Annotated in this window: 12 protein-coding genes; 10 read left to right on the top strand and 2 right to left on the bottom strand. The window is 52.8% G+C overall.

What is annotated here, in order from left to right:
• From KPHS_p201600 to KPHS_p201580, 3 genes are all read left to right on the top strand, one after another.
• Nucleotides 1–723 (top strand): DNA replication, encoded by a 723-nt coding sequence (locus KPHS_p201600; RefSeq protein ID YP_005229776.1) that lies wholly within the window; start codon nucleotides 1–3, stop codon nucleotides 721–723.
• Nucleotides 724–1832: 1109 nt separating this feature from the next.
• Nucleotides 1833–3038: a plasmid partition protein A gene (locus KPHS_p201590; RefSeq protein ID YP_005229775.1), complete on the top strand. Its 1206-nt coding sequence runs from the start codon at nucleotides 1833–1835 to the stop codon at nucleotides 3036–3038.
• Complete coding sequence (locus KPHS_p201580) at nucleotides 3038–4012, top strand: plasmid partition protein B (RefSeq protein ID YP_005229774.1); 975 nt, start codon at nucleotides 3038–3040, stop codon at nucleotides 4010–4012. The genes KPHS_p201590 and KPHS_p201580 overlap by 1 nt, the downstream gene beginning before the upstream one ends.
• 81 nt (nucleotides 4013–4093) lie before the next feature.
• On the opposite strand, the gene KPHS_p201570 is transcribed toward KPHS_p201580, so the two are convergent.
• Both KPHS_p201570 and KPHS_p201560 read right to left on the bottom strand, forming a co-directional pair.
• Nucleotides 4094–5365 carry a DNA polymerase V subunit UmuC gene (locus tag KPHS_p201570; protein YP_005229773.1) on the bottom strand — a complete coding sequence of 424 codons (1272 nt, stop codon included), beginning with the start codon at nucleotides 5363–5365 and terminating at the stop codon, nucleotides 4094–4096.
• On the bottom strand, nucleotides 5365–5796 hold the full coding sequence (locus KPHS_p201560; protein ID YP_005229772.1) for a Protein impA: 432 nt from the start codon (nucleotides 5794–5796) through the stop codon (nucleotides 5365–5367). The genes KPHS_p201570 and KPHS_p201560 overlap by 1 nt, the downstream gene beginning before the upstream one ends.
• Between KPHS_p201560 and KPHS_p201550 the strand changes: the two genes are divergently transcribed.
• From KPHS_p201550 to KPHS_p201490, 7 genes are all read left to right on the top strand, one after another.
• Nucleotides 5774–5890 (top strand): hypothetical protein, encoded by a 117-nt coding sequence (locus tag KPHS_p201550; RefSeq protein ID YP_005229771.1) that lies wholly within the window; start codon nucleotides 5774–5776, stop codon nucleotides 5888–5890. The genes KPHS_p201560 and KPHS_p201550 overlap by 23 nt on opposite strands.
• Nucleotides 5891–6205: 315 nt before the next feature.
• Nucleotides 6206–7690: a putative retA reverse transcriptase gene (locus tag KPHS_p201540; RefSeq protein ID YP_005229770.1), complete on the top strand. Its 1485-nt coding sequence runs from the start codon at nucleotides 6206–6208 to the stop codon at nucleotides 7688–7690.
• Entirely contained in the window at nucleotides 7683–7808 is a 126-nt protein-coding gene (locus KPHS_p201530) for a hypothetical protein (RefSeq protein YP_005229769.1), read from the top strand. Before KPHS_p201540 ends, KPHS_p201530 begins: the two co-directional genes overlap by 8 nt.
• A gap of 130 nt (nucleotides 7809–7938) precedes the next feature.
• Complete coding sequence (locus KPHS_p201520; protein ID YP_005229768.1) at nucleotides 7939–8910, top strand: mediator of plasmid stability; 972 nt, start codon at nucleotides 7939–7941, stop codon at nucleotides 8908–8910.
• Between the two features lie 2 nt (nucleotides 8911–8912).
• Nucleotides 8913–9584 carry a mediator of plasmid stability gene (locus KPHS_p201510; RefSeq protein ID YP_005229767.1) on the top strand — a complete coding sequence of 224 codons (672 nt, stop codon included), beginning with the start codon at nucleotides 8913–8915 and terminating at the stop codon, nucleotides 9582–9584.
• Nucleotides 9585–9646: 62 nt separating this feature from the next.
• Nucleotides 9647–9877, top strand: a complete 231-nt coding sequence (locus KPHS_p201500; RefSeq protein ID YP_005229766.1) for a hypothetical protein — start codon at nucleotides 9647–9649, stop codon at nucleotides 9875–9877.
• A 118-nt stretch (nucleotides 9878–9995) separates the two neighbouring features.
• On the top strand, nucleotides 9996–10112 hold the full coding sequence (locus tag KPHS_p201490) for a hypothetical protein (protein YP_005229765.1): 117 nt from the start codon (nucleotides 9996–9998) through the stop codon (nucleotides 10110–10112).
• Nucleotides 10113–10187: the final 75 nt, after the last annotated feature.

Below are 10187 nucleotides of genomic sequence, written 5' to 3'. Positions count from 1 at the left end.
ATGGATACTCAAGCACTCTTGCCAGCTACTAAAACGTTTAAAAAACGCGCCAGTATAAAGCAATCTAACGAATTGACTGAAGCAGCATATTACCTGCCTCTTCAGGCAAAACGTGTGCTGTGGTTATGCCTCATGCAGGCCTATTTTAACGACAGCCAGGAAGATGACTCTGACGTATTGCCGCTCTTCAAAATCAGCGTTTCCGATTACGTCAAATACTTCAATGTCGCTACGTCTGTCGCCAGTCGTGATGTGAAGGCTGGGGTAAATGCTCTGGGCGAATCAACGGTTACCTTTTATCCAAAAGAAGGTGAGTTTGAAGAAGTTAAGCGTCCGTGGCTGGCTGAAGCAGGAATGAAGCGAGGCCGGGGTTCCTGGCAGATTGAATTTAACTACAAGGTCATGCCATTCCTTGTCGGCTTAACCTCCCAGTTCACTACCTATTCTCTCTATGACTGTGGCCAGCTTAATAGTGTTCGTGTCATCCGGCTTTATGAAAGCCTGTGTCAGTTCCGGAGCACTGGTGTCTGGATCACCACACATGACTGGTTATGTGAAAGGTTTATGCTCCCTGCCTCGCAGAAAAACAATATTGCTGAAATGAAGCGTACCTTCCTGGAACCTGCTCTGAAGAAAATTAATGAGAAGACGCCATTAAAGGTAACATATACCACTGAAGAAGATGGTCGCTTGCTGTTTAATTTTCTTGATAAAAAACAATAGTCTGTAATTTATTTTCCCTCCCCCCTTAGTTTGTTGCTGACATATGGGGGGAACTAAACTTGCTGTATTTCCCATAGTGCTTGCCTAACTTGACCTGTTTCCCACAATCCCGGCTGTCTGCGTAGTTGACCTGTTTCCCACAGTCCCGGCCGTCTGCAAAGTTGGCCTGTTTCCCATAGTCCGGGCCGTCTGCAAAGTTGACCTTTTTCCCATAGTCCGGGCCGTCCGCGGAGTTGACCTGTTTCCCATAGTCCGGGCCGTCCGCGGAGTTGACCTGTTTCCCATAGTCCGGACCGCCCGCGGAGTTGACCTGTTTCCCATAGTCCGGGCCGTCCGCGGAGTTGACCTGTTCCCATAGTCCGGGCCGTCTGCAAAGTTGACCCGTTTCCCATAGTCCCGGCCGTCTGCAAAGTTGACCTGTTCCCCATAGTCCGGGCCGTCCGCGGAGTTGACCTGTTTCCCACAGTCCGCGCCGTCCGCGGAGTTGACCTGTTTGCCATAGTCCGGGCCGTCCGTAAAGTTGACCTGTTTCCCACAGTCCCGGCCGCCCGCGAAGTTGACCTGTTTCCCATAGTCCGGGCCGTCCGCGAAGTTGACCTGTTCCCCACACTCCCGGCCGCCCGTGAAGTTGACCTGTTTCCCATAGTCCGGACCGTCCGCGAAGTTGACCTGTTTCCCATAGTCCGGAGCGTCCATAAAGTTGACCTGTTTCCCACAGAGGATGGAAAACTCTTCTTGTGCTGAGCGTAAGAGCTATCTGCCGGAACGGTTCCTCTTCGCTTCCTCGCCAGTTCGCTCGCTACGCTCGGTTACATGGCTGCGGCGAGCGCTGATACATAAGGCTCAGCATTGCACTGGTCGTAACTAAAATCAGAATCCTTCTGAATGACCCTCCTGTCTTGCAAGTTGGATACCTTTCTCAAAGCCCTTTTGTATGAGTTGTTGTTGATGGTCAAAAGTGCGTCTGCGTGTTGCTGCAGTGTGATTTAGTAGCACGCCCGTCGAGCTTCCCCCCTCTCCTGTTGAGAGCGAAATCAAAACAATATGAATTTTTGCTTGCAACATGACTCTTTTTGTTCAAAATGACAAAAAACGTCATGAGGTGATAAATGGACAATATTGAGCAGTTACGGAAAGTCGCTACACGTGCAGGTAAGCTTCTGACATCTTTGAGCGAAAGTATCCGCCAGCAAAAAGAGGAATTGAAGCTTACCGAGTTCTATCAGGAATACAGCAAAGCCGCTCTGTATAAGCTGCCTAAGCTCAGTAAAGGCAGTGTTGAGTATGCTGTGGCCGAAATGGAAGCCGGTGGCTACATTTTTAAAAAGAAACCTTCTGGTAATACGATGAAATACGCGATGACGATTCAGAATGTCATCGATCTGTATAACCATCGTAAAGTACCGAAGTACAGGGATCGCTTCGATAAAGCCTTTACGATTTTTGTATGTAATCTTAAAGGTGGTGGTTCCAAGACAGTTTCTACCGCTTCATTATCACATGCTTTTCGAGCTCATCCTCAGCTTCTGTTCGAAGACCTGCGTATTCTGGCCATCGATTTCGATCCGCAGGCATCTCTGACAATGTTCCTGAGCCATGAGAATTCAGTGGGCTTGGTTGAAAATACGGCTGCTCAGGCCATGCTCCAGAACGTGTCTCGAGAAGAATTACTTTCCGATTTTATAGTACCGTCTATTATCCCTGGTGTTGATGTAATCCCCGCTTCCATTGACGATGCATTCCTTGCTGAAGGCTGGAAGGGATTGTGTGAAGAACATCTGCCAGGGAAAAATATTCATGCGGTGCTTAAAGAGAACATTATCGACAAGCTCCAGCATGACTACGACTTTATTTTCCTTGATAGTGGTCCTCACCTTGATGCGTTCCTGAAAAACTGCATTGGAGCGGCAGACCTGATGTTGACCCCTCTTCCACCGGCGACGGTTGATTTTCATTCTTCCCTAAAGTTTGTGGCCAGCCTCCCTGCCCTCATAGATTCCATTGAAATGGATGGGCACACCTGCAATCTCATCGGTAATGTCGGCTTCATGTCCAAGATCCTGAACAAGTCTGATCACAAAATTTGCCATAGTCAGGCCAAAGAGGTTTTCGGTGCCGATATGCTAGACATGGTTCTGCCGAGACTGGATGGTTTCGAACGCTGTGGGGAGACTTTTGACACAGTTATTTCAGCAAATCCAGCAACCTATGATGGAAGTACAGAGGCACTAAAAAGCGCAAAATCAGCAGCGGAAGACTTTGCGAAGGCAGTCTTTGATCGCATCGAGTTCATTCGTACTAACGGAGGTATGTGATGTCGAATGAGAAAAGAAAAACCATCGGCAGACAGTTAAATACCCAGGCGTCAATAGCGGAAATGACGGACACCGGTAGAAGCCAGGTATTTACCTTAAAAACCGGCAGGAAGGTAACGTTCAGGTTTGTTCGGGTGCCTGCATCTGAAGTTGAAAGTAAGACATTCGTTAACCAGGAAAACAACGGAAGAGATCAACTTGCACTGACCAGGGAGTCCCTGAAATCCATTATCCAGACGATTAAGTTTCAGCAGTTCTTTCCCTGTATTGGTATTAAGCAAAGTGAAAGGATTGAGATACTGGATGGTTCAAGACGGCGAGCCTCAGCAATTTTTGTCCGTACAGGCCTTGATGTAATGGTTACCGAAGAACATTTATCAGCTGATGAAGCTCGCCAACTGGCTAAAGATATCCAGACAGCTAAAGAACATAATCTTCGGGAGATTGGGCTGAGATTGATCGCTCTTAAAGAGTCCGGATTTAATCAAAAGGAAATTGCTGAACTGGAGGGGTTATCTCAGGCTAAAGTTACCAGGGCGCTGCAGGCGGCGGCCGTACCGCAAGACTTAATTTCTCTGTTCCCGGTTCAGTCGGAGCTATCGTTTAGTGACTATAAACTTCTTTTAGAAGTTAATGAAAAACTTAGTGAAAAGGGATTAACTCCTGAAGAACTCATTCAGGCTGTATCAGCTCAGCTCGATGCAATTTTGAATGATGGCGAGCGACCAGAAGACGAACAGAAAGCCAGTATTCTGAAGCTGATTTCTCAGGCATCTCAGGCATTAATCGATCCATCTCCCAAGGAAAAGTCAGTGGTTTCCCCACTCTGGTCTTTTGAAGAAAAGGACAAGTTCGCGCGTAAGCGTGTGAAAGGGCGCACGCTGACTTATGAGTTTAGCCGTATGTCAAAAGTGATTCAGGATGAACTGGACAAGGCTATCAACGAGGTCCTTGACAGAAATTTGAGTCAATAATTTCGCCATGGCGATTTCACATCTAACTTATTGTAATTAGGCAGTTTAGGCTGAGAATTTCAAGGTGAAATCGCCATAGTTTCACGCCAGTTTCGCTGCAGGAATATCTGACCATCGTGTCGTATAAGCAGGAGAAAGCATCTCCCGTTTCATCTGCCATTCCGAGGCCATACCCCGCCCCGCAAACCATACTTTACCCAGCCCTGAGTTGTTGATCCCGTCCAGAACCCTCATCAGCTCAGCACTGTGAGGGCGTGGCGGGCGTTCGTCAAACAGCTGCAGCTGCGAAACGCCGGAGCCGGTGAAGTCATTCAGCATAACTCCGGCTTTGGCATACCGGTGCCCATCCCTCCAGATACGCTCCAGAGCCATTGTGGCGGCTGCAATGATGTCCCTGGTGTCCTGAGTGGGTGTAAGCAGTTTTTCCGTAGCCACGTTGCCGTAGTAAGGCTCTTTAATGGCGAACGGAGACGTTTTGATGAAAACGGAAATATGCCGGCAATACTGGTGCTCTTTACGCAGTTTTTCAGAGGCCCGCTCTGCGTGCTGACAGATAGCCTGACGGAGTGACTCGTACTCCGTGATCTTCACGCCAAAACTGCGGCTGCAGACAATTTGCTGTTTCGTCGGAGGGGCTTCCTCAAGCGAAAGGCAGCTTTCCCCGTTCAGTTCCCGTACCGTTCGCTCAAGGACCACAGAAAAATTTTTGCGGATGAAGGCCGGGTTCGTCAGAGCCAGATCGAGCGCGGTTTTTATGCCCAGCACATTTAGCTTGCGTGCAATACGGTTACCCACCCCCCAGATTTCTTCAACCGGCTGCAGTGAAAGCAGTTTCCGCGTCCTTTGCGGATTTCCCCTGGTCAGCGCGAGTACGCCACGAAACTGTTTCCACTCTTTTGAGGCCCACTGGGCTGATTTTGCGAGGGTTTTCGTTGGTCCGGCGCCCACGCCAATGGTCAGGCGGGTACAGTCATACACGTGCTGACGCAGCTGCCGGCCGAAGTCCTCAAGCCCCATACAGTGCTCCACGCCGGTCAGGTCGAGGAACATCTCATCAATGGAATACTGTTCCACCCTGGGGGCCAGTTCCTCCAGGCAGTTCATCACGCGCGCCGACATCGAGGCGTAAAGTTCATAATTACTTGAAAACGCATATATTTTTTCCGGGTACCTTTCGTTTTTTATCTGAAACCACGGAGTTCCCATTTTGATCCAGGGCTTCGCCTCGGCACTGCGAGCGATTACGTTCCCGTCGTTGTTGCTCAGGACGACTATCGGCTTTCCTTTCAAATCCGGGCGGAAAACACGTTCACAGCTGGCATAGAAGCTGTTCACATCGGCCAGGGCAAACATCAGTACATCTCCCTCGGGCGGTGGATGATATGCGTGACAACGCCAAAGATATCCAGCTCGTCGGGATCAGGATAAATCGGCGACCAGGAGGCATTCATGGGCTGCAGCGTCAGTCGCGGCGTCAGCAGAAGCCGTTTCACCGTAAACTCCCCCTGTACGCTGGCGACAACGATATCGCCGTGCCGCGGCTTTTCAGCACTGTCCACAACCAGCAGATCGCCATTGTACAGACTGCCGTCGGCCATGCTGTCTCCGCTGGCACGCAGGTAGTACGTCGCGCTCGGATGCCGTATGCAGTAATCATGGAGATCCAGATCGGACTCGACATAGTCAGCAGCAGGGCTGGGAAAACCGCAGCTGGCCAGATCGGCAAACAATGGATGGGCCTGTGGCGGGAGTTCTTTCCCGGTGCTGAAAAGTTGTAGTTTCATCTTTCCTCCTGACACTCTAATTTTTACTGGTTATGCATACAGTGTGCGCCGGGAGACCGGTAGAGATCAAGGGGTGAAAGTCCCCGACCATTGAAGGACCAGCAATCCACAAGGTCCCCGAGTCATGCGTTGCATACCGCGAGGTATGGGGCGAAGCGTTGACAGGGGTGTTGACAGGCCAGCCATTGAGCCACGAAATGTATATTAAATTACCGGGTGCCGACGTTGTACTGTTAACGGAAGGCAACATCATAGGGTGCGATACTGCGAGTGCCACATGGACCCGGCGGGGTCTGAGACCCTGGCATGTCAATACGATCTCTACGCGGGAACCGGGAGATCTCCCCTCTGACCATCTGCCAGTGTCGGAGATGGCCCGCACCGGGAAGACGAGGAGTCATAGCCGGTGATGTACGGAGAGGAGAAGTCGGACTCGCTCATAGTAGCGGCGAAGCAGGCGAACAACCCGAAAGGAGCGGAGTCAGTGGAGCGAAGGAGCGGGGCCAAGGGGAACGCGGAACAGCCACACATGCGCCGGACACAGAGCCGGGAAAGCATGTCACAGAGGCTGTCACGCGTGCGGGAAGCTGCGAAGCAGCGGAAGAAAGAACGGTTTACAGCATTGTTCCACCTGCTGACAGTCGAAGCACTGGAAGCCGCATTCCTCTCCCTGAGCAGGAAAGCGGCCGCCGGAGTGGATGGCATCAGGTGGATGGACTACGCCGGAAACATGAAGAACAACATAACAGATCTGCACCGGAGGCTACATCAGGGCAGCTACAGGGCGCAGCCCGGCAGGCGTCACTACATCCCAAAAGCGGATGGAAAACAACGCCCGCTCGGCATCGCCTCGCTGGAGGACAAGATCGTCCAGTATGCGCTGGTGAAAATCCTGAACGCAGTCTATGAAAACGACTTTATGGGGTTCTCATACGGGTTCAGACCCGGGCGAAGCCAGCACGATGCACTGGACGCACTGGCCACAGGGCTGGTACGCACTAACGTAAACTGGGTACTGGATGCCGACATCAGTCAGTTCTTCGACAGGGTGAGCCACGAATGGCTGATCAGGTTCACAGAGCATCGGATCGGCGACCGGAGGGTAATCAGGCTCATACGTAAGTGGCTCACAGCCGGGACGTCGGAGGAGGGTCAATGGCGAGCAACGGAGGAAGGCACCCCACAGGGTGCGGTCATCTCACCGCTGCTGGCAAACATATACCTCCACTACGTCTTCGATCTGTGGGCGCATCAGTGGCGACGTCGCTATGCCACAGGCAATGTGGTAATGGTCAGATACGCCGATGACATCGTCATCGGGTTCGACAAACGATACGATGCCCGGCGCTTCCGTATAGCCATGCAGCGCAGACTGAGGGAGTTCGGACTCACGGTTCACCCGGAGAAAACCCGTCTGATGGAGTTCGGCCGCTTCGCTGCCGAAAACCGTGCCATCAGGGGAAAAGGCAAACCAGAAACGTTCAACTTCCTCGGGTTCACGCACATCAGCGGGAAAGATCGCAACGGCAGGTTCATGCTGATACGAAAGACCCGCCGGGATCGGATGACGGCAACTCTGAAAGCCATCAAAGACGGTCTGCGAAGGCGCTGGCATTACTCAATCCCCGAACAGGGAAAATGGCTCAGGAGAGTGGTTCAGGGATACCTGAACTATCACTCGGTACCGGGCAACTTCCCCACCATGCAGAAGTTCAGGACACACGTAACAAACCTCTGGCGCCGGGCGCTCAGGCGCAGGAGCCAGAAGGATGATACGACCTGGACGAAAGCAAACAAACTGGCAGCCGCATGGCTACCAAGGGTTCGGGTTCTTCATCCATGGCCTGTGGAGCGGTTCACCGCCAGACACCCGAGGCAGGAGCCCGGTGCGTAAATCGCGCACGCCGGGATCTGTGCGGGGGGTATCCGGTAACGGGTATCCCTACCGCGACATATTTAACAGCGTGACGATAATCCAGATCGCATGCCTTAAGAACATTTTGAGTAAATAAAGGTGTTCAAAATGCTTATATTAATCATTTTGATATTTTTATATTGCTCATATTGAGAAATATTACTTTGTTTTTTTCATTTTGCTCTTATAATTGGTATCAAATTGAGTGTAACTAACGGAGCATATTGATGAATATTTACTGCGATGATGGTTCAACTAATGTTAAGCTGGCATGGTTTGAAGGCGATGAGCTTCAGACCCGGGTTTCTGCGAACTCCTTCCGGCATGGCTGGAAAGTGGCGGAATTCAGTGCGGCAACGTTCAACTATCAGGTGGGGACGCTGAAATACACCTGGGACAGCGTCAGTCGGGATGCCATCCCGACAACAAACGTGGAATATCAGTACGGTGATCTCAACCTGCTGGCCGTGCATCATGCGCTGCTGAACAGCGGACTGGAGCCGCAGCCGGTGAGCCTGACCGTGACGCTGCCCCTGAGTGAGTATTACGACGGGGACTGCCAGCGGAACGAGGAGAACATACGACGCAAACGGGAAAACCTGATGCGTGAGCTGGTTCTGAATAAGGGCAGGGCATTTACCGTAACGGACGTGAAGGTGATGCCGGAATCACTACCGGCGGCGTTCTCCCGTCTCGCGGAGCTGAAACCCGGCCCCGCTGAGACCACCCTGATTATCGATCTCGGTGGTACCACGCTCGATGCCGGTGTGATTGTCGGCCAGTTTGATGATATCAGTGCGGTGCACGGTAATCCGTCTGTCGGTGTGTCACAGGTCACCCGCGCAGCTGCAGGCGCGCTGCGTGCGGCAGACAGCGAAACCAGCGCCCTCATCGCTGACACTGTCATCCGCAACCGCAATGATCGTCAGTATCTGCAGCGTGTGATCAACGATGCCGGTAAAATTGACGAGGTTCGGAACAAAATAACAGAGGCAATCACTTCCCTGGGGGCGCGTGTCACCAGTGAGCTGACGGCCTTCAGGAACGTTAACCGGGTATTCCTGGTCGGGGGAGGGGCTTCCCTCATAGAAGAAGCTATCCGTCAGGCCTGGCCTCTGGCTCATGACCGTATCGAGGTTATAGGCGATCCGCAGATGGCGCTGGCCAGGGAGATTGCCCTTTACAATAAAGAGGACTAAACGTGCCGGACGGCCAGTATTCTTTCTATCTGCACAGCGACGATCGCACCGACATCGCGGCGATGGCAACCATCAGCACCATCTCACAGCCCCTGCGCGGTGAGTTCATCCGTACCGCCGCCACCGCCGGGGCGGTGGTATACCAGGTGGATGCCCGTTTACCGGCGCTGATCCCGGTGTTCTTTGCCGGGCAGCTAAGCGCTGTCCGCCTTTGCGCCGTGATGGCCCTGGTCTCCGGAACCTGGTCCTCACTCACCGGCCTTCCGGATGAGCCCGAAAATGGTGGGGCTGCTCTGCCCGTGTCACCGGAGACGGAATACCAGCGCCGGCGTTACACCCTGACGCTTCAGAATGGCCGGAGTGGGGAACGGGTGGAAAGTGTGCTGACGGAAGCGTCATCCCGTCTGCGTGGGGATCTGCTGAGAAACCTGATTATCACCGGTCTTGCCCTCCACACGACGGCGCCTGAACTGCCGCGCCTGCTGGCCAGTATGCCGGTACCGCCCACCTCGGTCAGTGAGCTGCAGGCACTGGTTCAGCAGATGGCCGGCACCGCTGACGTGAACAGGGCTGCAGCTGCAGTACCGGATACGCCGGCAGCATCTGCCGCGCCGGTGTCCGGGTCGGATACCCGGGAAATAAAGAAAAATATGCGGCGTGCATTCGGCGACTAACAGTACGAATCACATCCACTACTACACCGATTTCAAATGACTGGCATCCCAGGGCGGTTCTCATGTCACCAGGATTCAGAAATGTTCTCCGTCTCGCCCGCATTCCCGTCGACAGCAGTGAACCGGTGCGAAGAAAATTTGGCAGCCGGCTGATTGGCATTGTGACGGTATGTCTGCTTCCGCTTCTGGTTTTCGACGTTCCGCAGTGGGTTTTCATTTTGTCGCAGGTCATCTGGGGGGCGGGCGTCTATATTGGCCTGTCCCTGGCCGGGGATAAATCCCTGAACCGCTGATACAAACTTTCCGGTTGTTCAAAAAAAGAACAGACGTGGTGGCGTCTGTTCTCCCGCGCTTCTCCGTCGTTTGCCTTCAGGTTATCCACAATTTTAAGCCCCGGATTTGTGGACAGGTATGCCGGTAATTCCCCGTTCGCCTGGAGTTAACGCCAGCCTGCCGCCCGCTGCCAGTGTCTCGCGTCCGGTCTGGTACGGGACGGGCGGTTTTTCCGCTCCGGCCCGGCGTCGTTGAGAGTGTACGCCAGTCCCTCGCCCTTTTAAGGAACGCCCTTCAAGCCGCTTTCGCGGCATATCCTTGCCGTCCAAA

It is taken from the genome of Klebsiella pneumoniae subsp. pneumoniae HS11286, assembly GCF_000240185.1.
In the GTDB taxonomy this organism is placed as follows: Bacteria; Pseudomonadota; Gammaproteobacteria; order Enterobacterales; family Enterobacteriaceae; genus Klebsiella; species Klebsiella pneumoniae.
The sequence above is the reverse complement of the archived record's forward strand: the minus strand, read 5'-3'. Positions and strand labels throughout refer to the sequence as shown.

Bases quoted from the DNA above. Each gene is read 5' to 3' on its own strand.
- KPHS_p201600 (YP_005229776.1), top strand. From the start codon at position 1: ATGGATACTCAAGCACTCTTGCCAGCTACTAAAACGTTTAAAAAACGC.
- KPHS_p201590 (YP_005229775.1), top strand. From the start codon at position 1,833: ATGGACAATATTGAGCAGTTACGGAAAGTCGCTACACGTGCAGGTAAG.
- KPHS_p201580 (YP_005229774.1), top strand. From the start codon at position 3,038: ATGTCGAATGAGAAAAGAAAAACCATCGGCAGACAGTTAAATACCCAG.
- KPHS_p201570 (YP_005229773.1), bottom strand. From the start codon at position 5,365: ATGTTTGCCCTGGCCGATGTGAACAGCTTCTATGCCAGCTGTGAACGT.
- KPHS_p201560 (YP_005229772.1), bottom strand. From the start codon at position 5,796: ATGAAACTACAACTTTTCAGCACCGGGAAAGAACTCCCGCCACAGGCC.
- KPHS_p201540 (YP_005229770.1), top strand. From the start codon at position 6,206: ATGTACGGAGAGGAGAAGTCGGACTCGCTCATAGTAGCGGCGAAGCAG.
- KPHS_p201520 (YP_005229768.1), top strand. From the start codon at position 7,939: ATGAATATTTACTGCGATGATGGTTCAACTAATGTTAAGCTGGCATGG.
- KPHS_p201500 (YP_005229766.1), top strand. From the start codon at position 9,647: ATGTCACCAGGATTCAGAAATGTTCTCCGTCTCGCCCGCATTCCCGTC.
- KPHS_p201490 (YP_005229765.1), top strand. From the start codon at position 9,996: ATGCCGGTAATTCCCCGTTCGCCTGGAGTTAACGCCAGCCTGCCGCCC.